Below are 23449 nucleotides of genomic sequence, written 5' to 3' on the forward strand. Positions count from 1 at the left end.
GTGTGAACGGACTCACCTCCCGATTGCTTGCAAGTTGCTTGCTTCTGCAAGCACGATGGACGCATGGCGATGGGCAAGGTGACGAAGACCGTCGGAACGCTCGGCGACTACCTCAAGGAGCAGCGGGTCGCGAGCCGGCTCTCCTTGCGGCAGCTCTCCGAGCTGGCCGGGGTCTCCAACCCTTACCTGAGCCAGATCGAGCGCGGGCTCCGCAAGCCGTCCGCCGAGGTCCTCTCGCAGATCGCGAAGGCCCTCCGGATCTCAGCGGAGCAGCTCTACGTCCGTGCGGGCATCCTCAGCCCGGACGACGGTGTGGGTGGATCGGTCGAGCTCGCCGTCCTCGGCGACACCGGCCTCACCGAGCGGCAGAAGCAGTCGCTCCTCGATGTCTATTCGTCCTTCCTGGCGCTGAACGCGGCCGAGTCCGCGGTCCACGCCGAGATGGATGCACATCGCACCTCCGACCAGATTTCCGACCACGCAGAAGGGTGACACGCACTATGCCGAAGCTGGACCTCCCCAAGATCGAGATCCCGAAGGTCGACCTCCCCAAGGTCGAGCTCCCCAAGGTGGACCTCTCCAAGATCGACCTCCCGGCCGGCGCCGCCAAGCCGGTCTACGCCTACATCGGCGCCACCGACCTCGCCGTCGAGGCGGTCAAGGGCTATGTCGTCAGCGTCCAGGAGACCGTGCAGACCAAGGTGCTGACCACCGTCGCCGCGGTGCAGAAGTCCGTGAAGGGCTTCGAGCTGCCCGAGCCCAAGGACCTCCAGGGCAAGGCGACCTCCTCGCTGGCCGACTCCCGCTCCAAGGTCGAGGCCTGGATCGCCGAGCTGCAGGCCGACGCCGTCGCCTTCCCGGGCAAGGTGCAGACCACGGTGAAGAGCCGGTACGACGACAACGTCGCCGTCGCGACCGCCACCTACGCCGACCTGACCAAGCGCGGCGCGGCCGTCGTGGTGAAGCTGCGCGGCGAGGTCGCCGACGCCGCCGCCCCGGTGGTGGAGACCGTCGAGCCGACCCCGGCCGAGAAGGCCGCCGCCACCCGCGCCAAGAAGGCCACCGCGACCAAGGCGCCGGCGAAGAAGGCGAGCGCCACGACCACCGCGAAGAAGGCGCCGGCGAAGAAGACGGCCGCCAAGAAGTCGACGTCCACCACGAAGTCGACCACCGCGAAGACGACCACCGCGAAGACGACCGCGAAGAAGGCGCCGGCCAAGAAGGCCCCCGCCAAGAAGGCGCCGGAGTCCACGCCCGCCACCCCGGCGAGCACCCCGGCCAGCAGCGCCGCCACCACCCCGGCCAGCGAGTCGACCTCGACCGACTCCTGATCGTCCGGATCGCGCGCGAGGCCCCCGGGACGACACCCGGGGGCCTCGTCGCGTCGTTCCCGGTCGCAGATGCCCGCTAGGATCGAGCCACCATGAACAACGGTTTCGTCACGCCGATCGCTGACGTGGAGTTCTGGGTCAACGTCGGCATCTACTACGTGCTGCTGATCGCCAAGATCTACGCGTTCGCCAACTCCCTGCTCTACTCCGGGGAGTCCTACGACGCTGCCGGCAAGCTGAACAAGGTGACCTGGACGATCCTGCTCGGGGTCGCCGTGGTGCTGCAGTTGGTCCCGCTGCCGCTCTCCATCATCAACCTGGCGATGACCGTGGTCGCGCTGGTCTACCTCGCCGACGTCCGCCCGGCGCTGGCCGGGCTACGGCGTCGTTGACCCGTCTGCGCTCTCCTCGCGCAGATACGCCACCAGGGCCTGGTCGGCGTCGGTCGGGGTGAAGCCGGTCGCGGTGAGCTTGTCGAGCGCCAACAGGCTGTGCAGCGGGCGGGGCGCGAGGTCCTTGCCGGCGCCGTACTCCTCGGTGGTGACGGGGGTGACGTCGGCGGCGTCGCGGCCGGAGAGTTCGAAGACCCGGCGCGCGATCTCGGCCCACGATCGGGCGGGGCCGCCGTTGGTGGCGTTGTAGAGCCCGTACGGCGCGCGCGCGTCGACCAGGTGCCGGGTGGCGCGGGCGAGCTCGGAGGTGAAGGTGAGCCGGCCGACCTGGTCGTCGACGACGCCGGGGGAGACGCCGCGTCCGGCGAGGTTGCGCATGGTGCGGACGAAGTTGTTGCCGTCCCCGATCACCCACGAGGTGCGCAGCACGTAGTGCCGGTCGCTCTGCTGGACCGCGAGGTCTCCGGCGGCCTTGGTCTGGCCGTAGACGCCGAGCGGGCAGAGCGGGTCGTCCTCGCGGTGGCCGCCGGGCTTGTGGCTGCCGTCGAAGACGTAGTCGGTCGAGTAGTGGACCAGGGTCAGGCCGTGCATGTCGGCGACGCGGGCCAGCGCGGCCGGCGCAGCGGCGTTCGCGGCCCACGCGGTCGTCCGGCCGTCGGTCTCGGCGCGGTCGACGGCGGTGTAGGCGGCAGCGTTGAGGATCAGGTCATACTCCGGCCACGGCCACGCGGCGAGCGCCGCAGGGTCGGTGAGGTCCAGCTCGTCGAGGTCGACCTGGTCGGCGTCGGGCCAGAGCGCGGCCAGGGCCCGTCCGAGCTGTCCGCGGCACCCGGTGATCAGCGTCCGGCGCGGTCGGACCGGCTCGACGTCCTCGAGGCGCGGGTTGAGCTGGTCCTTCGCGGAGACCTCGACCTCGGGGGAGTCCAGGGGATCGGCCAAGCGATCGCGGCGGACTCGTCGGCGAGGTGCAGGGCGGGATAGCTGATCCCGGGTCGCCAGTGGTCGTTGACCAGGTAGGAGTAGAGGGTGCCGTCCTCGAGCGCCTGGTAGGAGTTCCCGACCCCGCGTGGCACGTACACCGCGGTGCCGGGGTCGAGCTCGATGCTGAACGTGGCGCCGAACGATGTGCCCTCCCGCATGTCCACCCAGGCCGCGAAGACCCGCCCGGTGGCGACCGAGACGAACTTGTCCCACGGCTCGGTGTGGATACCGCGAGTGGCGCCGCGGCGGGCGTTGAACGACATGTTGTTCTGCACCGGACCGAAGTCGGGCAGCCCGAGCGCGACCATCTTCTCCCGCTGCCAGTTCTCCTTGAACCAGCCGCGGTCGTCGTGGTGGACCGGCAGGGTGACGACCAGGAGCCCGGGGACCGGGGTCTCGGTGACGGTCAGGTCGGCGGCGCCGCTCGCGGTCGCTGCGTCGTCCATGGTCACTGGCCCTTCGCGGCGTAGGCGGCCTCGGTGGCCCCCTTCTTCGGACGCCACCAGGCCTCGTTGGCCCGGTACCAGTCGACGGTCGCGCTGAGGCCGGCCGCGAAGTCGCCGTACTGGGGGCGCCAGCCGAGCTCGTCGCGCAGCTTGGAGGCATCGATGGCGTAGCGCAGGTCGTGGCCGGCTCGGTCGGTGACCTGGTCGAAGTCGTCCTCGGCGTGGCCGAGCAGGCCGAGCAGCATCCGGACGACCTCGAGGTTCGACTTCTCGCCGTCCGCGCCGATCAGGTAGGTCTCGCCGATCGCGCCGCGCTCGAGGATCGCGAGCACCGCGGAGGAGTGGTCCTCGGTGTGGATCCAGTCGCGTACGTTGGCGCCGGCACCGTAGAGCTTCACCCGTCCGCCGGCGAGGAGGTTGGTGATCTGGCGCGGGATGAACTTCTCCACGTGCTGCCAGGGGCCGTAGTTGTTGGAGCAGTTGGAGATCGTCGCCCGCACTCCGAAGCTGCGCACCCAGGCGCGGACCAGGTGGTCGCTGCCCGCCTTGGAGGCCGAGTAAGGGCTACTCGGGTTGTACGGCGTGCTCGGGGTGAACTTCGCGGGATCGTCGAGCTCGAGATCGCCGTAGACCTCGTCGGTGGAGACGTGATGGAAGCGGACGTCGTGCCGTCGTGCCGCCTCGAGCAGGGTGAAGGTGCCGATGAGGTTGGTGCGGATGAACGGCGACGGGTCGGCGAGCGAGTTGTCGTTGTGTGACTCGGCGGCGTAGTGGACCACCGCGTCGTGCTCGGCGACCAGCGGGTCGACGACGGCCGGGTCGGCGATGTCGCCGACGACGAGGGAGACCCGGTCGGACGGGAGGCCGTCGAGGGCCTCACGGCTGGCGGCGTAGGTCATCTTGTCGAGCACCGTGACGGATGCGTCCGTGTGTCGGACGAGGTGGTGGACGAAGTTCGAGCCGATGAAGCCGGCGCCGCCGGTGACCAGGATCTGCTGCACGGCCCCAACCCTATGAGGGAGACTGGGCGCCGACAGCCGAACGGTCGATGAGCAACAGTGGGGAACGTCATGCGGGGGATCATTCTGGCCGGCGGCACCGGGAGCCGGCTGCATCCGATCACGCTGGCCATCAGCAAGCAGTTGATGCCGGTCTACGACAAGCCCATGATCTACTACCCGCTGAGCACGCTGATGCTGGCCGGGATACGCGACATCCTTGTGATCACCACCCCCACGACGCCCCAGGATTCCACCGGTTGCTCGGCGACGGATCTCAGCTCGGCGTCAACATCACCTACGCGGAGCAGCCCTCTCCGGACGGCCTCGCGCAGGCGTTCACCATCGCCGCGGACACGGGCTTCCTCGCCGAGAACGGCGACGAGCCTGTCGGCCTGGTGCTGGGTGACAACCTCTTCTATGGACCCGGCCTGGGCACGCAGCTGAAGCGATTCTCAGAGCTTCGAGGCGCAGCAGTCTTCGGCTACAAGGTCGCCGACCCGACCGCGTACGGCGTCGTCGAGTTCGACGGCGAGGGCCTTGCGGTGTCGCTGGAGGAGAAGCCCGCCGAGCCGAAGAGCCCCTATGCCGTCCCCGGTCTCTACTTCTATGACGGCACCGTGGTCGGTCACGCGCGCGAACTGCGGCCGAGCGCCCGGGGCGAACTGGAGATCACCGATCTCAACCGCATCTACCTCGAGCAGGGCGACCTCCAGGTCGAGGTGCTCCCACGCGGCACAGTGTGGCTGGACACCGGGACCTTCTCGGACCTGAACGACGCCTCCAACTACATCCGCACGATCGAGACCAGGCAGGGCATGAAGATCGGCGCCCCTGAGGAGATCGCGTGGCGCAACGGCTGGCTGAGCGATCAGCAGATCGCCGATCTCGCCGCGCCGCTGGCCAAGAGCGGCTACGGCAGCTACCTCCTCGATCTCTTGGAGGGTTGAGACCCGGCCGGCTGGGTCGGCCGCAGAGCAGGTCGAGGCGCGACACCGCGGCGGTCGCACACCCCAAGTGGTCCATGTCACGACGCCTGGAATTCACCGAAAACCAGGTATGTGACGGCCCTCGCCCCTAGACTCGGACCGCGTTCGGGGGACATGGGGTTCTCCCGGGCACGTCATCTTTGTCTGGGGGACAATCCACATGCAGCACCACATCGGGGGGATGACGGCGCGCCTTCGCCGGTTCCGCGTCCCACTTCTGATCGCCACCGACGCGCTCGCGATCGTCGCCTCCTACGCCGCGCTCGGCATCCTGCGCTACGACGCGGTCCAGGTGCCGTGGGACGGGCTGGCGATCGTGTGTGCCACCGCTCTGGTCGTGCACTTCGGCGTCGGCTGGCTGGTGAAGCTCTACCGCGGTCGCGCCATCGTCGCGAGCAGCGAGGAGACGGTGCTGCTCGGCGGGGTGGCGGCGGTGGTCAGTGTCCTGGTCTCGTTGATCAACCTCCTGTGGGAGCCGCAGCCGGTGGCCCGGCTGGTGCCGTTCGGCGCTGCCTTCGCGTCGACCGCCTTCATGATCGTGGCGCGCGCCGCCTGGCGTCGTTATGCGATGCGCGCCGGCTGGGTCAGCGGGGACAACGTGCAGGCCACGCTGGTCGTCGGCGCCGGCGATGCCGGCCAGCAGCTCGTGCTCTCCATGCTCGGCACGGCGAACTCGCCCTACCGCCCGGTCGCCTTCCTCGACGACGACCCGTGGCGCCGGCACTTCCGCTACGAGGGTGTCAGCGTGCAGGGCACGCTGGCCGATCTGGAGTCCGCGGTCGAGGGCTACGCCGTGGACACCGTGGTCGTCGCGATCCCGTCGGCGCCCAGCGAGCTTGTCACCGAGCTGTCCGACCGTTGCACCGCGCTCGGGGTCGAGGTCAAGGTGCTGCCGCCGGTCGATGAGATCCTGGGCGGGCGGATCACCATCCGCGACGTCCGCGACATCAACATCGCCGACCTCCTCGGCCGCAACGCCATCGAGACCGACATCTCCTCGGTCGCGCACTTCCTCAACGGCAAGCGGGTGCTGGTCACCGGCGCCGGGGGCTCCATCGGCTCCGAGCTGGCCCGCCAGATCTCGAAGTGGCACCCGTCCGAGCTGATGATGCTGGACCGCGACGAGTCCGGCCTGCACGGCGTGCAGCTGTCGATCCACGGTCACGCCCTGCTCGACTCGCCCGACGTGGTGCTCTGCGACATCCGCGACGCCGACGCGCTGAACCGGATCTTCGACGAGCGCCGTCCGGAAGTCGTCTTCCACGCGGCCGCGCTCAAGCACCTCCCGATGCTGGAGCAGTATCCGCTGGAGGCCGTCAAGACCAACGTCATCGGCACGGCCAACGTGCTCGAGGCGTCCCGGCGGGTCGGGGTCGAGCGGTTCGTCAACATCTCCACCGACAAGGCCGCGGACCCCACCAGCGTGCTCGGCTACTCCAAGCGCGTCGCCGAACGCCTGACGGCGGACTATGCCCGCAAGGACGACGGCTTCTACATGAGCGTCCGGTTCGGGAACGTGCTCGGCAGCCGTGGCTCGGTCCTGACCACCTTCGCCGGCCAGATCGCCGCCGGTGGCCCGATCACGGTGACCCACCCCGACGTCACCCGCTACTTCATGACCATCCCCGAGGCGGTCCAGCTCGTGCTCCAGGCCGGCGCGATCGGCCGGGACGGCGAAGTGCTGATCCTCGACATGGGCGAGCCGGTCAAGATCGACGACGTCGCCAAGGAGCTGATCCGCCAGTCGGGTCGCCGCATCGAGATCGTCTACACCGGCCTGCGTGACGGGGAGAAGATGGACGAGATCCTGCGCTCCGACGCGGAGCTCGACCACCGCCCGCTGCACCCGCTGATCTCGCACGTGCAGGTCGAAGCGGTGCACACCCCCGACACCCTTTCGATCCTCGGCTGCGTGTCTGCGACTCGAGCGACGGAAGCCCTGAAGGACCTGTGCGACGTGATGGTGTCCGATTCCGAGATGAACGAAAGTGTCAACGCGTGACAAGTGCTTCCAACGGACCTGTTCTCGTCACTGGAGGGACAGGCTCCTTCGGTCGGACCATGGTGCGACGACTCCTGGCTGCGGGTGCCGAGGAGGTTCGAGTCTTCAGCCGGGATGAGTTGAAGCAGCACGACTTGCGGGTCGCGCTCGATGATCCGCGGGTGCGCTTCCACATCGGGGATGTGCGCGACCGTGACAGCGTCGACCGCGCCATGCGCGGAGCCGAACTGGTCTTCCACGCCGCCGCACTGAAGCAAGTTCCGTCGTGCGAGTTCTTCCCCATGGAAGCTGTCCAGACCAATGTCATCGGCAGCCACAACGTCATCGAGTCGGCGGACGCTCACGGCGTTCGTTCCGTGGTCTGCCTCGGCACCGACAAGGCTGCTTATCCGGTGAACGCGATGGGCATGTCCAAGGGACTGATGGAGAAGGTCGCCCAGGCCTTCGCCCGCAACAACCCCGGCTCGGCGACGACGGTCTCGACGGTCCGTTACGGCAACGTGATGTGCTCGCGCGGTTCGGTGATCCCGCTCTTCGTGGAGCAGCTCAAACGGCGGCGGCCGCTCACCCTGACCGACCCAGACATGACACGCTTCCTGATGTCGCTGGACGAGGCGGTGCTGCTAGTGGAGCACGCCTTCACCCACGCTGCTCCCGGCGATCTCTTCATCCGCAAGGCGCCCGCTTCGACGGTCGAGGTGCTGGCGCGTGCGGTGGCGAAGGCAATGGGAGTGGAGGCCGAGCTCCAGGTCATCGGCACTCGACACGGCGAGAAGTTGTACGAGACGCTGGCGACGCGTGAGGAACTGGCCCGCTCGCAAGACGTGGGGGAGTACTTCCGCGTGTCCGTCGATGCGCGCGACCTCAACTACGGCCAGTACTTCGACGAGGGCGACGAGCACGAGTCGGAGATAGACGACTACCACTCGCACAACACCGAGCGCCTCGACGTCGACGGTGTGGTCGAGCTCCTCAACGGCCTGCCGGCCTTCCGGGCGCTGCTGGCCACTAGCTGATGGTCCCGTTCCTCCTCTCCTTCGTCCTCTGCCTGGCGCTGGTCGGCATACTCATCCCGGTGCTGCGTCGTGCGCAGTTCATGGACGTCCCTAACCATCGTTCGTCGCACTCCGCCTCGGTGCCGCGTGGCGGCGGATTTTCGGTGATCCTCACGCTGGCGCTGATGCTGCTGGTCTTCGGCCGCGACGGCGACGGGTGGGGCGTGGTCCTGGCGGCGATGCTGGTGATGACCGGGGTCGGACTGGTCGACGACCTGCGGAGCCTGGGGAGCGGCATACGGCTGACGTTGCAGTTGGCTGCGGGCGTCGCGCTCGCTGTCTGGGCCGTTCACGCGGGGGTCTCACTGTGGTGGGCGCCGGCCCTGGTGATCGGTGTCGCGGGCTACATCAACGCGTTCAACTTCATGGACGGCGTCAACGGCATCTCCGGCCTGACCGGAGCGGTTGTTGGCGGATGGTGGTGGGCCGTGGGCGCCGCGCACGATCTCGGGCTCGTGACCGTTCTCGGCGCGGCCCTGCTGGGGGCTTCACTCGGATTTCTGCCATGGAACGCGCCGCGGGCGAAGGTTTTCCTGGGCGACGTCGGCAGCTACGGCATCGGTCTGGTCGTCGTCGCGCTGTCCGTTGTGGCGTGGGTCGGCGGTGTCGACCGCTGGATGGCAGCGGCACCGCTGGTTGTCTACTGCGCCGACACGGGCTGGGTGTTGCTCAAGCGTGTCCGAGGTGGCCGTTCCTTGACCGAGGCGCACCGCGAGCATGCCTATCAGCGTCTGACCGATGCCGGCTGGCCGCACCTGGCCTCGGCAGGATTCTGCGCGGCGGCGGGTGCGGCGGTCTGCGCGGCCTCCCTGCTGGCTGAGGAATCGCTGGGTCTGGCCGTGGCGCTGGGTGCTGCAGCGGTGGCGGCATACCTCGCGGCACCGTCGGTTCTCGTACGGAAGAGGGTGCAGGCGTGAAGATAGGGATGATCACCCAGTGGTACGAGCCTGAGACCGGCTCGGCGGCTCATCCGACCGCCATCGCCCGCGCCATCCACGCGCGGGGGCACGATCTGAAGGTGCTGACAGGCTTCCCTAGTTACCCCCAGGGCGCCGTCCACTCCGGCTACTCGATGAGTCTGCGTCACCACGAGACCCGGGACGGGATCCAGGTGATGAGGGTTCCAGACGTCCCCAGCCACGACCAGAACGCGATCCGGCGGGCGTTGAGTCTGGTGTCGTTTGCCGGTGCTGCCACAGCGAACGTGGGCTGGCTCAAGGACGTCGACGTGATTCTGACGTATCTGACTCCAGCAACGGTCGGCGCCGCGGCGTGGACGCTGAACCGACTGCACGGCGTTCCCTACGTGCTCTACGTACAAGACCTCTGGCCGGAGACGGTCACCGCGAGCGGGTTCATCCGCAACGAGCGGATGTCGTCGGTCGTCGAACGCTCTCTGACTTCCATGTTGCGTCGCCTTTACTCCCGCGCCGCGGGCGTCGTGACAATCAGCCCGTCCATGGCGAAGACCCTCTCCACGCGAGGCGCACGCAGTGAGCCGATCTCCATCCCCAACTGGGTTGAGGGCGACGTGTTCCGACCGCCGGCCCCCGGCTGGACTCCGCAACTCCCGCCTGGGCGCACCTGGATGATGTACGCCGGTGGCATTGGGGACGTCCAAGCGCTCCACAACTCCGTGCGAGCCATGAGCCTGCTCAGCGACCGTCCCGACATCGGCATGGCGTTCGTCGGCGACGGAGTGGCCCGCGCAGGCCTCGAGCAGTTGGCCCGTGAGCTCGACGTCCACGATCGTGTGACCTTCCTCGGCCCCCGGCCAATGGAGCAAATGCCCGCGCTGATGGCGGAGGCCGCCGCCCAAGTCGTGTCCTTGCTTGACCTTCCGCTTTTCCGCGCCACGATCCCCAGCAAGGTGCAGGCGTCGATGGCTTGCGGTGCTCCCGTCGTGTGCGCAGTCGCGGGTGACGCGGCCGACCTTGTGACCGCCAGCGGGGCGGGCATCGCTGTGCTTCCCGAGTCCGCGGACGCGCTGGCAGCAGCCTTCCGCGACATGGCGGACCGAGGCGAGGAGGGACGTCGCCAACTGGGCGAGGCAGGATTGCGGGCTTACCGGGCGCAACTATCTGCTGAGGTTGGTGCCGCCCACCTCGAGCAGGTACTGCAAACCGCGGCGAGGTCGCGATGAGCGTCGTCGGCGTCCTTGGCGGCAGCGGGTTCGTGGGCGCACACGTGGTGCGCGCGCTCGAACGGGATGGAGTCGAGGCGCGGATCGTGAAGTCACCGCGGCTCAGTACCTCTGGCCGCGACCTCGCGGCGGTGACGGCAGACCTCGACCGCCCTGAACGAGCCGGCGTAGTGCAGGAGCTGCGCGAACGGCTGCTCGGCTGCTCGGCAGTGGTCAACGCCGCCGGCCTAGCGACTGCCACCGCTCACGGTGACGACCTGTTCGGCGCCAACTCGCTGCTTCCCGGAGTTGTCGCGCGGGCGCTGTGTAGTGACGTTCGCTTGGTCCACGTCAGTTCCGCCGCCGTGCAGGGTCGACGCGCACCACTTGACGAATCGGAGGTCTATGAGCCATTTAGCCCGTACTCCGCCTCGAAGGTCGTTGGCGAACAGATCATGCTCAGCTCCCACAGGAACGCCGTCTGTTATCGACCGACGTCGGTACACGGACCCGGGCGGGCGGTGACCGAGCGGCTCGCACGGTTGCTGGGCAGCCCGGCCGCTTCCGTCGCAGGTACTGGTGACGACCCAACCCCGCAAGTCCTAGTCGAAAACGTCGGAGATGTGGCGAAGTTCCTCGCGCTGGTCCCGTCGCCGGTGCCTCGGATAGTCCTCCACCCTTCGGAGGGTCTGACGACTTCGGAACTAGTCCGGCGACTCGGCGGTCGGGAGCCACGTCACGTGCCGGTCTCCGTAGCCCGAGCCGTCATTGTCTCCGCACGGACGGTAGGCAGCCGGAGCGCCCGTGCCGCAGGAGAGGCGCGCCGGCTCGAGATGTTGTGGTTTGGTCAGGCTCAAGAGCCTGGCTGGCTTGAGGGACGCTGGAGCGCTCCCCAGTCGTTAGAAGCGTGGAAGGAACTGAGATGAGGGTCGGGATCACCGGGGGCTTCGGCTTCCTCGGCTGGCACACGTCGTGCCGGCTGCAGGCTGTGCACGGCGTAGAGGCCGTGCGACTGGGCCGTGGCGACTTCGCCGACCCCGAGCGCCTGGCTGCTGCGCTGACCGGGGTCGACACGGTGCTGCACATCGCCGGGATCAACCGGGCCGACACCGAGGAGACGGTCGAGCAAGGCAATGTGGACCTTGCGGAGACCCTGGTCGAAGCCCTGCGTGCCAACGATCGGCCCGTCGATGTCGTCTACGCCAACTCCGTGCAGGCCGACCTGAACAACGCCTACGGCCGCGGCAAGGCTCAAGCGGCGGGTCTCCTGGCTCGGTCGGCACACGCGACCGGTGGACACTTCGCGGACCTCCTGCTGCCCAACTTGTACGGCGAGCACGGCAGACCGGGCTACAACTCATTCGTGGCAACGTTCGCCCATGAGGTGGCCGCGGGCCGCACGCCGACCGTGAGTGGTGACCGCGAGATCCCGCTTCTGCACGCCCAGGACGCAGCGGCCGCACTGATTGCGGCCGCCGGCAGCGACGTGCGGGAGACAATCCCAGCCGAGGCCGTCAGAATCAGCCGCGTGTTGGAACTGTTCGAGGAGTTCTACGCGCTTTACCACCAGCGCGGTGAGGTACCCGATATCTCGACACCGCTGCTGCGCAACTTGTTCAACACCTACCGGGCGGCGGCGTTCCCCGAGATGTGGCCGCTGTCGGCGCAGGTGCACGCGGACAACCGAGGAGATCTGTTCGAGACTGTCCGCGCTCACGGTGGTCCAGGCATGGCGTTTATGTCGACCACGCTACCCGGCCAGAAGCGCGGCGAGCACTACCACCTGCACAAGGTGGAGAGGTTCTTCGTGGTGAAGGGCGAGGCGGAGATCGAACTGCGCCAGCTGTTCCACGACGAGGTCGTCCGTTTCCGTCTGAGCGGGGACACGCCGTCATTTGTCGACATGCCCACCCTGTGGGTGCACAACATTCGTAATGTCGGCGACACGGAGCTCGTCACGATGTTCTGGGCGGACCAGTTGCTCGACCCTGTCAACCCGGACCAGTACCCCGAGACGATTGCCCAGGAGGCATCCGCATGAAGGTCATGACCGTCGTCGGCACGCGCCCGGAGATCATCCGTCTGGCGCGGGTGATCGACCGTCTGGACTCGACTCCTGGCATCGAGCACGTGTTGGTGCACACCGGGCAGAACTACGACCACTCGCTCAACCAGGTCTTCTTCGACGACCTCGGCCTGCGGGCCCCCGACCACTACCTCGGCGTCGACACCAGCTCGCTGGGCGCGGTCCTCGGCGGGGTCCTTGTCGGCACGGAGAAGGTCCTGCTCGAGGAGCAGCCGGACGCCCTGCTGGTGTTGGGTGACACCAACTCCTGCATCGCGACGGTGATGGCGAAGCGGATGCGGGTGCCCACCTTCCACATGGAGGCTGGCAACCGCTGCTTCGACGAGAACGTGCCGGAGGAGACCAACCGTCGCCTCGTCGACCACGTCGCGGACTTCAACCTTGCCTACACCGAACACGCGCGCCGCAACCTGCTCGCCGAGGGCCTGCACCCGCGCCGGATTGTGGTCACCGGCTCACCTATGCGTGAGGTGTTGAGTACGTATCGTGAGAACATTGAAAGGTCAACCGTTCTTGAGCAGCTCTCGCTCGCTCCCAAGAAGTACTTTCTGGTCAGTGCGCACCGCGAAGAGAATGTAGACTCGGCCCCGCGCTTGGTGCAGTTGATCGATTGCCTCAAAGCCGTCCATCGAGAGTGGCAACTGCCGGTGATCGTTTCCACGCACCCCCGAACCCGAAAGCGACTTGCACAAGTTTCGCTGGATACCGGTGCTGACATACGTTGGATGGAGCCGTTCGGCTTCCATGACTACAACAATCTCCAAAAGAACGCCGCGTGTGTACTCTCCGACTCCGGCACGATCGCCGAGGAATCGTCGATTCTGGGATTCCCGGCACTAACTCTGCGTGACTCGATTGAGCGGCCCGAAGCACTTGACGCCGGATCGATTGTGATGACTGGTCTGGACGCCGCTGATGTTGTCCGTACCATCGGCGTACTGCTGCGTGAGGAATCAACGTCGATTCCGCAAGGGTACGACATTGAGAATACGTCCCAGAGGGTCGTGCGTTTCATACTGTCGACCACCAAGCGTCACAAGCAATGGGCCGGGGTCCGAGAGTTGTGACTAGATCGCTGCGGGTATGGGTGGCAACAGACGTAACCGTTCATCGCGACAGTCGGGGTCGATTTAGAGCCAACCATAATGCCGCAAGCTTTGCTGCTTGGGCGCCGTTCGTGGCCGCATTTGGCTCGATAACTGTCGTTGCACGTCTCGATCCCACTGTTTCCGACGACGGTCCTCTCGTTGACGGGGATGGAGTAGAGGTAGAGACCCTGCCGCGATATCAGGGCCTCCGTGGCCTTGTCTTAACACTCCCGCGATTGGTACTCGCGGTGTCTCGAATCGGATCTAAGGCCGACGTCTTTATAGGACGCCCTGTAGAACCTCTGGCTCTGTTGCTGTTTGGACGTAGTTTCATGGCCGGAGCTAGATATATCGCGTTTATGGCCACTGACCCCGCTTCAATTGGCGCTGCCTATTTTGGCGGAGAGTCAAGAATGGGTCGCCTGTTTGGAAGCTTGGCGACCCTCTTTGCCCGGGCAATCGTCCGGCGCTCGGTGGGAGTCGTATACGTTTCGCAGGAATGGTTGCAGGCGCGATATCCGGCACCCATCGGGGTCCCCGTGTTAGCCAGATCCAACGTGGTTCTCGGTGATGAGGCGTATGTAGATGCTCCGCGATCTCTAGATCTATCTCGCCCGATTCGGCTTTGCAGTATTGGCGCGATGAACGGAAAGATCAAAGGGCACGACGTTCTCATCGAAGCGACCCAGATTCTCAATGGACTTGGCTTGAAAACCACCCTCTCCTTAATAGGAGATGGACCGCGAATGGCTGAGCTCGCGAATATCTCAGCCCATCGAGGCATAAGAGGTGACGTAAATTTTCTGGGGCAGGTTCACGCTCCCGAGCGGGTGCGCGAGATACTCGATGAATCAGATATATACTTGTCGGGAAGTTACTCTGAAGGCCTGTCCCGTGCGATGGTGGAGGCTATGGCGCGCGCCCTCCCAGTAGTCTCGACTGACGCCGGTGCTGTAGGTGAACTCATTGAGAACCAGTACATTGTGGCGCCTGGCGATGCCACGGCTATTTCTGGCAAGGTCGCAGCCCTGGTCGAGAACAGCGTCCTGTACGAGTCCGCTTCCCGCGCCAATCTCGCATGCGCAAAGAATGTCGGCGCTCTGGCCTCCCCGGGTCGCCTAGCCAACTTCCTGCGCTCGGTGACCGAAGGTTCGTCGGGCAAGTGCGGGCGTTGAATATCGAGGACGTTCTGTCTTGAAGTTGCGTTCTAGCCTGTCGCTTCTGGACCAGATGGTGGCGAGTGCGAGCAACATGGCCTCGGTTCTCGCTTTGGCCGCGGCATACAGTTCGGACGAGTTCGGTCTATTCGCGACCGTATATGCGGTCATGACCCTAGCCTTAGGCGTGACGCGAGCATATCTTGGCCTGCCTATTGCCCTCGGAGCGAGTTTATCGCGGGTTGAGCAAGGTGTGCTGTATGGGAGTTCTGTCGCTGCGGCAATCTATATCGCTGCGGTCGCAGCGTCTGGGGTCCTGGTACTCGGTATCGCAACCTCCACTTCTGCTACGGGTGTATCTATCGTGGTGCTGATGAGTGTGGCGGTGCCCATACTTCTCGTGCAGGATCTCGCGAGATTCCATGCGGTCGCGACTAGAAGGACCGGCGTTGCTGTGGCTTCTGACAGCCTTTGGCTGATGGGCGCGCTCATCTTATGGGTGAGTGGGAGTTCGCTCTCTCCAGTGACTGCGACTCTTCTTTGGATTCTGATCGCTGCTGGCTCTATGGTCGTAGCGGTTGGATGCCTGACTCCGAGTGTCGACTGGTCGGGCGGGTGGCGAACCCTCAGACCGGGGCGCGGTGCCCGCGAAGCCTCGGTCGCGCAAGTTGCAATGTCAGGCGGCGTTACCGTGGTCACGGCGCTAGTTGTAGCTCCCGTCTATGGCGCGGGTGCGGTGGGTGCGCTCCGGGGTGCTGGAACCGTGCTTGGGCCACTGAACACGCTTATGACGTTCCTTGACTTTGGAGTTCTGGCGGCGCTTGCCCGACGCTCACGTTCGAAAGATGTCCGCGCTCTTGTATTGGTCATGTTGGTCTTGCTAGGCGCACTCGTCCTGTGGGCTCTTATCCTGCTGATGCCTTCGTCTCCAGTTGGCCGAGCCATGTTTGCGGATAGTTGGCCAATGGTGCGAGATATCCTCCCGATCACCTGTGTCGAGTACGGATTTCTGCTTTTTATTGCGACGGCCGGGATCTTCTTTAAGCTGCGTGATCAAGGTCGGCAGATTGTTGTCGCGAAGATACTGTCGGTGGTTGTAGTGTTGATTGGTGTCGGGTGTGCCGCAGTCTCAGGGCTTACCTTTATTGCGATCCCGCTGGTTCTGGCGGGGCGGGGCTCGTCTCAGCCGTATACCTTTTGGTACGAGTCATTCATCAAATGGCGAGGGATAAGCAGGGGCTCGCGGATCGCGAAACTTGTTGAACTCCGGTCGGACGGTCGCGCCTGATAATGAACCGCCCTGGGTCTGATGGAGGCTAGGACCTCCCTTCGAACTCTGCTGGCGGTATGCCGGACCGAGTGGGAGCCGCCCCGATGGGCTACCTGGCTCGCGGGTGTCGTCGCCGGCAAGCACGGTCGTGGCGACGCGACGCTGGTTTATGGGCTCTTCCTACCTGAGGTGGGGGTGAGTCAGGCAGCCGCCGATGAGCAGCATTCGTAGTCGGTAATGATCGCGGTTGCGGAATCCGCGGGCGACGCGGCGGTGGAGCTCGAGAGGCCGTTGATCGCCTCCGTGCCGCCGTTGCTGGCACGGCCGGCGTCGATATAGGCCAAGAATGCTTCGCGCCACTGCTTCAGAGTCTTGCCGTGTGGCTTGATCTCCGGGATCGGGCAGGTCGGCAGCGACCGGATGAGCTCTTCGGCGGTCCGGCGTCTCTGGGCCGGGTTCTTCGTTGTAGGCCGATCGAAGCTTCTGTGCGCACAGCCAGGCGACGAGGACCTCGTCGTGGCGTCCGTCGGCAGCGATCGCGCGTTCGAGTCGTGCGCGTTGGCGGTCAGTGAACTTCTCGGCGCCGCAGCGCAGGATCGTGCGGATGCCGTAGAGCTGGTCGTCGATGGCGGTCAAGTCCCGGGTAGTGGTGTAGCGCTGCGTTCCTTCGGTCGGGGTGGTTAGGCGGTCAGTGCGGGCAGGTCGTCGGCTCCGATCTCGGGTTCGGGGGTGGGGACGATGGTGACGCGGGAACGGGCCAGGACGTCGAGTCCGAGGTAGCGGCGGCCTTCGGCCCATTCGTCGGTCTGTTCGGCCAGCACGGCGCCGACCACCTGAGTTGCACAGACTTAGTGGGTCACGCGGTCGATGAGTTCTTGGGCCTCGGGCGGGATCTGTGGTTGGGCGGCGATCGACTGGCCGGCGACGCTGACTGTGATCTCCTGCAGCGGGCGCAGGGTCTGGACGAGCTTCTTGATGCTGACGCCGCTGCGTTGCTGGAGGTAGCGCGCGACGGCGAGCGCGGCGAACACGATGGTGAGGTGGGCTTCGATCGATTCGCGCTTGTGGTGGAACATCGGCCGGGCGCGTAGGTCGGTCTTGGACATCCGGAACGACTGCTCAACGCGCCACAGGTCGTGGTAGCTGCCGATGACCTCGTCGGGGTCCATCACGCCTGCGGGGATGTTGGTGACGTAGCCCTTCAGCCCGACCAGCCGACGTGCCCGCGTCAAGGACGCCTCATCGAGTGTCTTGGTGCCGTTGGTGGTCTTGACGAACCGCGGTGTCCGGGCGGTCTTCTCGCCCGCGATGACTTCCTTGGCGCGGTTCTCCTGCAGGGTCAGCGTCTTGCCGTCACGGGCGGCGCGTTTGGCCGAGTAGGCCCACACCGCCCGCCAGGATCCCGGGTGCTGTTCCGGGTCCCAGACCGGCTCGCGCTTCTTCTTCGTGTCGTTCTCGATGCTGCGTCGGTTCTTCGGGGTGATCGTGTCGATGAGTTGCCCGTCGCTGAGGGCGTCGCCGTGCCAGCGGAAGTGGGACTCCAGATCGACCGGCGCCTTGGTCACCCGGGAGCCGACGATGAACCGCAGACCGGCTTGGTCGAGTTCGCGCAGGTTGGTCGCGGACAGCATCCCGGCATCAGCGACGACAGCCATGTCGCTCACGCCGTGGCGCTTCTGGAAGGCCTTGATGATCGGGATCATCGTGAGCGTCTCGGCCTTGTTGCCCTCGAAACAGCCGATCTCGAGCGGGAAACCGCGCCGGTCGACCAGGAGCCCGACGACGACCTGGGGATCGACACGGCGTTCTTTGGAGTAGCCGACCTTCCTGAGGTCGTCTTCCTTCTCGGCCTCGAAGTACAGCGTCGTCACGTCATAGAGACACAGCGACACGTCACCCCACGCGGTGGCATCGCGGAAGCAGGCGGCCGCGATCTGGTCGCGGTAGCCGCGCTGTCCGGCACGGCGCAGGGTGGCGCTGAAGGTGTTGCGGTGCGCAGGCGTGAGGCCGAGCTCGCTCAGCACCCGCCCGGCATCCAGCATCGACGTCGGCTCGACGATCCGGGCCAGCACGAGCTGGAAGAACGCCTCGTCGTTGATCACACCGAACCCCAATGTCTGCCACGCCGACTCGATGACCGCGACCAGCAGCCGCGAGGCCTTGGCCTGCACGATCGTGGCGCGCGGATCCTGCTCGGGCTCCAGTCCGAGGTCGAGAACGCCTTGGCCTTCCTCGATCTTGCGGCGCCCGACCTGCATCAACGCCGCGAGCTCGGCTTCGGTGTGCGCGGAACCCAAATGCTCGATGACGACGTCGCGTCGATGTTCCCGGCGGGCGATCTGCACGGCCGTCGCGCCCGAGGCCGTCTTCACCTTCCGCAGGAACACCACCCCGGAAACGTAGCCGCTTAGTGTGTCACCACCGACACCCGCACCGGCCCTGACCAGCGCAAACGCTGAGCCGGCCCCAGAATCACGCCCGACCTGTGCAAGTCAGGTCTCTGGGCCGGGTTCTTCGTTGTAGGCCGATCGAAGCTTCTGTGCGCACAGCCAGGCGACGAGGACCTCGTCGTGGCGTCCGTCGGCAGCGATCGCGCGTTCGAGTCGTGCGCGTTGGCGGTCAGTGAACTTCTCGGCGCCGCAGCGCAGGATCGTGCGGATGCCGTAGAGCTGGTCGTCGATGGCGGTCAAGTCCCGGGTAGTGGTGTAGCGCTGCGTTCCTTCGGTCGGGGTGGTTAGGCGGTCAGTGCGGGCAGGTCGTCGGCTCCGATCTCGGGTTCGGGGGTGGGGACGATGGTGACGCGGGAACGGGCCAGGACGTCGAGTCCGAGGTAGCGGCGGCCTTCGGCCCATTCGTCGGTCTGTTCGGCCAGCACGGCGCCGACCAGACGCACGATGGCCTCGCGGGTGGGGAAGATCCCGACCGCGACGGTGCGGCGACGGATCTCCTTGTTGAGCCGTTCGGTGGGTTGTTGGACCAGATCTGGGTCCAGATCTCCTTCGGGTACGCGTTGAACGACAGCAGGTCCGCGCGGGCCCGGTCGAGGTGGTCGTGAACCTCGGGGAGCTTGGGCTCGACGTAGTCCAGGAGTCGGTCGAACTGGGCGTGCACGGCGGTCGCGTCGGGCTGGGCGTAGACGCTGTGCAGCATCGCGTTGACCGCCGGCCACATGCTCTTCGGGGTGACGCCCATCAGGTTGAACGCGTAGTGGGTCCGGCACCGCTGCCAGGCCGCTCCAGGAAGGTTCGCTGCGATCGCCTCGACCAGGCCGCGGTGGGCATCGGAGGTGACCAGCCGTACACCGGACAGGCCACGAGCGACCAGGTCGGCGAAGAATTCGTTCCACGCCGCACCGGTCTCGGCGGTGGCCACGCGCATGCCGAGGACCTCACGGTGCCCGTCGCTGTTCACCCCGGTCGCGAGCAGCACGACCGCGTTGATCACCCGCCCTCCTTCGCGGACCTTCATCGTCAGTGCGTCCGCGGTGACCAAGGTGAACGGCCCCGCCTCGTCGAGCGGTCGGTGGCGCCAGTCCTCGACGATCGCGTCGAGCTCTTCGGCCATCCGCGAGACCTGCGACTTCGACAGGGAGTCGATCCCGAGGGTCTTCACGAGCTTGTCCATCCGACGCGTGGACACGCCGGCGAGGTAGCAGTCGGCGACCACGGTGATCAGCGCGGTCTCTGCTCGTTTGCGGCGCTCGAGCAGCCACTGGGGGAAGTAGGTGCCCTTGCGGAGCTTGGGGATCGCGACATCGATGGTCCCGACCCGGGTGTTGAGGTCGCGGTGGCGGTAGCCGTTGCGCTGGCTCGTGCGGCCCGGGGTAGGCCGCCCGTACTCGGCACCGACCACCGCGTCGGCGTCAGCGGACAGCAGTGCGTTGATGATCGTTTGCAACAACGTGCGCATCAGATCCGGGCTGGCTTCGCCGAGCAGGCGTGCTGGGTCGACAATGTGTGGAGCGGTCATCGTGATGACTCCGTTCGAGGATTCTGTGGAAGGTTGACTCGAAGGATCACGCGGTGGCCGCGCCTGCGTCCGGCGTACACGCCGGTGACGATCTCGGCGACCGCGCTACACCACTATCGGGGACTCAACTTCGATGGCGTTCTTGTAGCCGTGGAACGGGTCCAGGGTGGCCACCTCAACGCCGCCAGTGGACTCCTCGCCGCGCTCCGCGAGCCAGTCGCTGTACGCCTTGCCCGACCGGCCCGGGACCAGGTCGAGCAGCCGCGCCTCCGGATTCCCGTTCCCGTCGGGGGTGAGGTCGACCATCCCGGTCAACAGCTTGGGTCCACGGCCGCCGTCGGCGATGGGGAACTCCGACACGTAGTGCCACACCTGCTCGTCCACGCCGAGCCGCTTCACGCCGGCGAACCGAGACTCGTCGTCAGCCATCTCCCTCAGAAGCGGCTCGATCGAGGTCCACACCGTGTTCCACGTCGTCCCCAACTGGCGAGCGATCCCGCGGATCGAGGCGTGCCCGCGGCGGATCTGGCTGATCGCCTACCAGCACGCGTCAACGAGCCTCACCTCGCGCCGGCCGTCGTGATCGAAATCAACAGAGGTGACGTGATGGCAGCGCGCAGCGATACGCGCCGCGCGGAGTCGTCGTGCCCGACCAAGGCGTGGCTGTGCGCAACCACACCGCACTCCCCGGAACCCCATCGGTCCTGGCGGCGACTCGTAGGCTCGGACACACGTCGAGGCCCTTCGGAACGGTGTGCTTGGTCGCCACTGATCCTGTGCGCCTCGACGTCCTTCACCCCGACATCACGCCGTCACCCGGCGCGCCGCTCACCCCCCACCGGAACTCAGAAGAGCCGCTAATTGGGCAGCCCCCTGAATCGGCTGTAAGCCCGTTGCACCCGGGGTGACCTTCTCCCTGAATGGGTGGCGCTCATCAGGTTGCTGGTGCGACGGCGATTCCAAGCGAGAACGATATACACGGCGGCTAGAACCAACAGGCGCTGTCCTGTGCGCGACATGTATCCGAAAGTGCCGACCCAGACCAGGTCCAGCAGGCCAGCAGTTGCCAGCACGGTTGCGGTCAGTGTGAGGATCTGCATCGGACTGCTGACGAGTTGGCTTTGCGCATTGGACAAGCGTCTATCAAGAAAACGGACAAAGTAGGAAAGGGGAATAATTATAAGAAGCGAAAGTAGTCCGAAGTTGAATATAAGTTCGCCATGGACTAGCGCGGCCTCGGAGTGTCCAGTACCCACCAATTCGGGACGGAATATCTCCGTAAGTTCGGCGCCAAACCCAATGGGCTTTTCGGGCCAAAGGGAACGCGGGAAGAAGAGCACTGCGGTTGCGTAGAAACTCGATCCCTCGCCGTGGGGCAACTGGCCAGCGGTTGACAGCTGAAGAAGTTGGGCGAACCGCTCGAAGGGCCACACGACAGATTCTAGGCCAGTTTCAACACCGCCCAAGGTTGCCGTTCTTTCTGCGCGGTTCGCTGCGAGTAGGCTCAAGCCGACCGGAAGTGTGACGGTGACCAGAGACTTCGCGAACCGGCCGCTCTGTCGAGTAATTGCCACGGCAACAACCATTGCTAGCCCGCCCAAGACGAGACGCCCGCCGCCACTAAACATCGTCGCAACGTAAAAACTGCAAGCAACCGCTGCAAATGCGAAGCGCCAGAGGGATAGTTTCGCATTATGCAGCGCCGTAACTGCCACTAGGGCGGCACCGCTGAATGCGGTCGCTCCGGCGAGGGTGGAACTGCCTAGGCCGAAGATTCGCTCAAGCGAGTATCCGGCTACTATTAGAGCGACCCCTAGATTCGTCGACCAGATCGCAACTGGTTCCGCGACGCCGACACTCGCAGCGAAGCCAAGCTCACGTTGAGGTTCGCTGGTGAGGTGGTACATGATCACTTGGGAAAAAAAGACCAATATGATGGCGCCTGGAATATCTCGAGGCTCTGCGAAGGAGATTCGTTCCGTCGCTACATAAACGGCTGGAAAGTAGACAAACGTAACCAATCCGAGCATGAACACGCCAGTAGCTGTTATGTTGGCGCCGCCATGCATCCAGAATGAGCTGAATGCATGTGTTCCTCCCAGCAGCGCTAGTACGACTGCGGCGTCCTCTGCCGACCCCAATAGACCATTAAGATAGGCGCCCGTCAGGACGATCCCTGCGATGCACCAAAGAATGGTTGCTACGGTGGATGCGCCATGCTCTCTGAGCATGCCGCCCGTTGGCATCACTGAACGAAGAGGGCGTGCTTACCCGCCCGCGTCAGTGCTGGTTGATCCACCTGCAGGAACGTGACTGCGGTTCGGTCGTAAGTCGGATGGTCCCTTCCCAGCTCTAGGGAGAAATGTTGTTGGACGCTTTGCAGGTCCAAGGGGCGTGTTGCAGTAAGGAGGATTTCGACTGAGTTCTGCACTTGGCGAAATTGGACCGCAGTGATTCCTGGCATGGTCTTCAGTATGTGAACTGGAAGTATGGCCGATAAGTGAAGACGCCCCCGTTTGAGTCCCTGAGGGTGATCGTATCTTGGGATCGTCCGGTGACAGCCGATAGTCGGAGGGCGTTGCCGCGTTCAACATCGATTCCCACGGCTCGATCCCCGACAGCGTAGTTTATCAGCGGAAATAGTCGGGGATTGAGCGTTGTTACTTGGATATCATCAGTTTCAGTCAAGTGAAGTATGCAACTTGCCCACAGGACCTGCATATTCCAAGTACTCTCGCGCGACACTGCCATGTCGCCAACTTCGGCGGCGCCATATTCGTTGATTAGCGGGGCCCCAAAGACTCGTGAGATAGTTTCTGCGTCCGCTTGGCTTACAGTTTCAGCCGTTGCCACTACTGCACGGATGCTTGGAAGCCTGGATCCTGGGTGGTTGTTCTCGATGTGCCGAGCAAGCCTGAATAGAGCGGAAGTGTATCCGACCAGATATGCCGGTGTTGCATTCTGATACGTGCGAAAATGTCGTTCCAATGCTTCATTGGACATGTCGTACGCGTTCAGTCGGGTGGCCCCGACTATTCGATCTGCGGCCGCCCTCTTAATTTGGGCGATCCGACTTCCGCCGAACAAATGGGAGTGCCCCCAGAGGTGGATGTAGGGGTCGAGCGGGCGGATTCCCCACCAGCCTCGGGCTGTATAGACATCGGCGTATATCGAGAAGAAGTCACGATCGCCACGCGGGTATCGGGTGGGAGTGCCCGTTGTTCCCCCGGTGGAGTATGCGGAAGTAATGCGCCCGTTTCGAAAGATCTCTTCAGAGTTGTCGACTATGTCGCGTTTGGTTAGAACCGGGAACGACGCAAGGTCGGCGATGACTTCAATCCGTGGGGGCAGCGCGTGCTTTGCTGCCCAGGACCTGTAGAACGGGATCTCTTCAAGGCACGTAGTCCATGTTGCGTTGAATGCTGACAACTGGTACTGCTCAATACGGCCACGGTCCAGAAGGCCTTCGTAAAGCGCCGCTCGGCGCGAGATCTCGCTTTGACGACGGCTGAAGAGAGTTGCGCGGAATGCTCTCGCGTGAACGTTGGACATTTGCTTTTCTC

General features: G+C 65.2%; 21 protein-coding genes and 3 pseudogenes. 13 read left to right on the forward strand and 11 right to left on the reverse strand.

Annotated elements, in window-relative coordinates; translation table 11 throughout:
* Window positions 1-63 precede the first annotated feature (63 nt).
* The 3 genes from FIV43_RS20050 (at window position 64) to FIV43_RS20060 (ending at window position 1723) form a co-directional block, all read left to right on the forward strand.
* Entirely contained in the window at window positions 64-492 is a 429-nt protein-coding gene (locus FIV43_RS20050) for a helix-turn-helix domain-containing protein (protein ID WP_141015543.1), read from the forward strand.
* 8 nt (window positions 493-500) lie between these two features.
* Window positions 501-1331: a hypothetical protein gene (locus FIV43_RS21255; protein WP_181407610.1), complete on the forward strand. Its 831-nt coding sequence runs from the start codon at window positions 501-503 to the stop codon at window positions 1329-1331.
* A 92-nt stretch (window positions 1332-1423) separates the two neighbouring features.
* The gene (locus FIV43_RS20060; protein WP_141015544.1) at window positions 1424-1723 is read left to right on the forward strand and encodes a DUF2516 family protein; all 300 of its coding nucleotides are present in this window, start codon (window positions 1424-1426) and stop codon (window positions 1721-1723) included.
* On the opposite strand, the gene FIV43_RS20065 is transcribed toward FIV43_RS20060, so the two are convergent.
* Genes FIV43_RS20065 through rfbB form a run of 3 tightly spaced genes read right to left on the reverse strand, consistent with a single transcriptional unit; the run spans window position 1709 to window position 4151 of the window.
* Window positions 1709-2662, reverse strand: a complete 954-nt coding sequence (locus FIV43_RS20065; RefSeq protein WP_407938846.1) for an SDR family oxidoreductase — start codon at window positions 2660-2662, stop codon at window positions 1709-1711. The two genes, FIV43_RS20060 and FIV43_RS20065, sit on opposite strands and share 15 nt — an antisense overlap.
* Window positions 2560-3150, reverse strand: a complete 591-nt coding sequence (locus tag FIV43_RS24000; protein WP_407938847.1) for a dTDP-4-dehydrorhamnose 3,5-epimerase family protein — start codon at window positions 3148-3150, stop codon at window positions 2560-2562. The genes FIV43_RS20065 and FIV43_RS24000 overlap by 103 nt, the downstream gene beginning before the upstream one ends.
* Before the next feature lie 2 nt (window positions 3151-3152).
* The gene (gene rfbB, locus FIV43_RS20070) at window positions 3153-4151 is read right to left on the reverse strand and encodes a dTDP-glucose 4,6-dehydratase (RefSeq protein ID WP_141015545.1); all 999 of its coding nucleotides are present in this window, start codon (window positions 4149-4151) and stop codon (window positions 3153-3155) included.
* Window positions 4152-4220: 69 nt separating this feature from the next.
* Here rfbB and rfbA point away from each other — a divergent pair.
* The 10 genes and pseudogenes from rfbA (at window position 4221) to FIV43_RS20120 (ending at window position 15935) form a co-directional block, all read left to right on the forward strand.
* Window positions 4221-5098: pseudogene (rfbA, locus tag FIV43_RS20075) on the forward strand (glucose-1-phosphate thymidylyltransferase RfbA).
* 199 nt (window positions 5099-5297) lie between these two features.
* Entirely contained in the window at window positions 5298-7139 is a 1842-nt protein-coding gene (locus FIV43_RS20080) for a polysaccharide biosynthesis protein (RefSeq protein WP_196780901.1), read from the forward strand.
* Window positions 7140-7198: 59 nt separating this feature from the next.
* Window positions 7199-8155 (forward strand): polysaccharide biosynthesis protein, encoded by a 957-nt coding sequence (locus FIV43_RS20085; protein WP_196780902.1) that lies wholly within the window; start codon window positions 7199-7201, stop codon window positions 8153-8155.
* Entirely contained in the window at window positions 8155-9111 is a 957-nt protein-coding gene (locus FIV43_RS20090; RefSeq protein ID WP_141015548.1) for an MraY family glycosyltransferase, read from the forward strand. Before FIV43_RS20085 ends, FIV43_RS20090 begins: the two co-directional genes overlap by 1 nt.
* 8 nt (window positions 9112-9119) lie before the next feature.
* On the forward strand, window positions 9120-10337 hold the full coding sequence (locus FIV43_RS20095) for a glycosyltransferase family 4 protein (RefSeq protein ID WP_141015549.1): 1218 nt from the start codon (window positions 9120-9122) through the stop codon (window positions 10335-10337).
* A complete protein-coding gene (locus FIV43_RS20100) occupies window positions 10334-11242 on the forward strand; it encodes an NAD-dependent epimerase/dehydratase family protein (RefSeq protein WP_141015550.1) in 909 nt (302 codons plus the stop codon). The genes FIV43_RS20095 and FIV43_RS20100 overlap by 4 nt, the downstream gene beginning before the upstream one ends.
* Window positions 11239-12357, forward strand: coding sequence for a polysaccharide biosynthesis C-terminal domain-containing protein (locus tag FIV43_RS20105; RefSeq protein WP_141015551.1), 1119 nt, complete (start codon window positions 11239-11241; stop codon window positions 12355-12357). The genes FIV43_RS20100 and FIV43_RS20105 overlap by 4 nt, the downstream gene beginning before the upstream one ends.
* Window positions 12354-13469, forward strand: coding sequence for a non-hydrolyzing UDP-N-acetylglucosamine 2-epimerase (gene wecB / locus FIV43_RS20110; RefSeq protein ID WP_141015552.1), 1116 nt, complete (start codon window positions 12354-12356; stop codon window positions 13467-13469). The genes FIV43_RS20105 and wecB overlap by 4 nt, the downstream gene beginning before the upstream one ends.
* 434 nt (window positions 13470-13903) lie before the next feature.
* Entirely contained in the window at window positions 13904-14665 is a 762-nt protein-coding gene (locus FIV43_RS21260) for a glycosyltransferase family 4 protein (protein ID WP_331251080.1), read from the forward strand.
* Window positions 14666-14684: 19 nt separating this feature from the next.
* Complete coding sequence (locus FIV43_RS20120) at window positions 14685-15935, forward strand: MATE family efflux transporter (RefSeq protein WP_141015554.1); 1251 nt, start codon at window positions 14685-14687, stop codon at window positions 15933-15935.
* A 162-nt stretch (window positions 15936-16097) separates the two neighbouring features.
* Here the strand turns inward: FIV43_RS20120 and FIV43_RS20125 are convergent, their stop codons facing one another.
* The 8 genes and pseudogenes from FIV43_RS20125 to FIV43_RS20160 form a co-directional block, all read right to left on the reverse strand.
* Entirely contained in the window at window positions 16098-16553 is a 456-nt protein-coding gene (locus FIV43_RS20125; protein ID WP_231123560.1) for a hypothetical protein, read from the reverse strand.
* 44 nt (window positions 16554-16597) lie between these two features.
* Window positions 16598-16753: pseudogene (locus tag FIV43_RS20130) on the reverse strand (IS256 family transposase); the annotation flags it as partial.
* A gap of 12 nt (window positions 16754-16765) precedes the next feature.
* Window positions 16766-18307 carry an IS1634 family transposase gene (locus FIV43_RS20135; protein ID WP_141015457.1) on the reverse strand — a complete coding sequence of 514 codons (1542 nt, stop codon included), beginning with the start codon at window positions 18305-18307 and terminating at the stop codon, window positions 16766-16768.
* A gap of 102 nt (window positions 18308-18409) precedes the next feature.
* Entirely contained in the window at window positions 18410-18607 is a 198-nt protein-coding gene (locus FIV43_RS20140) for a transposase (protein ID WP_196780903.1), read from the reverse strand.
* Window positions 18608-18651: 44 nt separating this feature from the next.
* A pseudogene (locus FIV43_RS20145) lies at window positions 18652-19886 on the reverse strand (IS256 family transposase).
* A gap of 105 nt (window positions 19887-19991) precedes the next feature.
* A complete protein-coding gene (locus FIV43_RS20150; protein ID WP_196780904.1) occupies window positions 19992-20315 on the reverse strand; it encodes a transposase in 324 nt (107 codons plus the stop codon).
* A gap of 428 nt (window positions 20316-20743) precedes the next feature.
* A complete protein-coding gene (locus FIV43_RS20155) occupies window positions 20744-22132 on the reverse strand; it encodes a hypothetical protein (RefSeq protein WP_141015555.1) in 1389 nt (462 codons plus the stop codon).
* 223 nt (window positions 22133-22355) lie between these two features.
* Window positions 22356-23438 carry a phenylacetate--CoA ligase family protein gene (locus FIV43_RS20160; protein WP_141015556.1) on the reverse strand — a complete coding sequence of 361 codons (1083 nt, stop codon included), beginning with the start codon at window positions 23436-23438 and terminating at the stop codon, window positions 22356-22358.
* Window positions 23439-23449: the final 11 nt, after the last annotated feature.

The organism is Nocardioides sambongensis, assembly GCF_006494815.1.
Taxonomy (GTDB): Bacteria; Actinomycetota; Actinomycetes; order Propionibacteriales; family Nocardioidaceae; genus Nocardioides; species Nocardioides sambongensis.

Excerpts from the sequence above, each read along its gene's own strand:
- FIV43_RS20050 (WP_141015543.1), top strand. The coding sequence starts at position 64 with ATGGCGATGGGCAAGGTGACGAAGACCGTCGGAACGCTCGGCGACTAC.
- FIV43_RS21255 (WP_181407610.1), top strand. The coding sequence starts at position 501 with ATGCCGAAGCTGGACCTCCCCAAGATCGAGATCCCGAAGGTCGACCTC.
- FIV43_RS20060 (WP_141015544.1), top strand. The coding sequence starts at position 1,424 with ATGAACAACGGTTTCGTCACGCCGATCGCTGACGTGGAGTTCTGGGTC.
- FIV43_RS24000 (WP_407938847.1), bottom strand. The coding sequence starts at position 3,150 with ATGGACGACGCAGCGACCGCGAGCGGCGCCGCCGACCTGACCGTCACC.
- FIV43_RS20080 (WP_196780901.1), top strand. The coding sequence starts at position 5,298 with ATGCAGCACCACATCGGGGGGATGACGGCGCGCCTTCGCCGGTTCCGC.
- FIV43_RS20085 (WP_196780902.1), top strand. The coding sequence starts at position 7,199 with ATGGTGCGACGACTCCTGGCTGCGGGTGCCGAGGAGGTTCGAGTCTTC.
- FIV43_RS20090 (WP_141015548.1), top strand. The coding sequence starts at position 8,155 with ATGGTCCCGTTCCTCCTCTCCTTCGTCCTCTGCCTGGCGCTGGTCGGC.
- FIV43_RS20095 (WP_141015549.1), top strand. The coding sequence starts at position 9,120 with ATGATCACCCAGTGGTACGAGCCTGAGACCGGCTCGGCGGCTCATCCG.
- FIV43_RS20100 (WP_141015550.1), top strand. The coding sequence starts at position 10,334 with ATGAGCGTCGTCGGCGTCCTTGGCGGCAGCGGGTTCGTGGGCGCACAC.
- FIV43_RS20105 (WP_141015551.1), top strand. The coding sequence starts at position 11,239 with ATGAGGGTCGGGATCACCGGGGGCTTCGGCTTCCTCGGCTGGCACACG.
- wecB (WP_141015552.1), top strand. The coding sequence starts at position 12,354 with ATGAAGGTCATGACCGTCGTCGGCACGCGCCCGGAGATCATCCGTCTG.
- FIV43_RS21260 (WP_331251080.1), top strand. The coding sequence starts at position 13,904 with ATGGGTCGCCTGTTTGGAAGCTTGGCGACCCTCTTTGCCCGGGCAATC.
- FIV43_RS20150 (WP_196780904.1), bottom strand. The coding sequence starts at position 20,315 with ATGGCTGACGACGAGTCTCGGTTCGCCGGCGTGAAGCGGCTCGGCGTG.
- FIV43_RS20155 (WP_141015555.1), bottom strand. The coding sequence starts at position 22,132 with ATGCCAACGGGCGGCATGCTCAGAGAGCATGGCGCATCCACCGTAGCA.
- FIV43_RS20160 (WP_141015556.1), bottom strand. The coding sequence starts at position 23,438 with ATGTCCAACGTTCACGCGAGAGCATTCCGCGCAACTCTCTTCAGCCGT.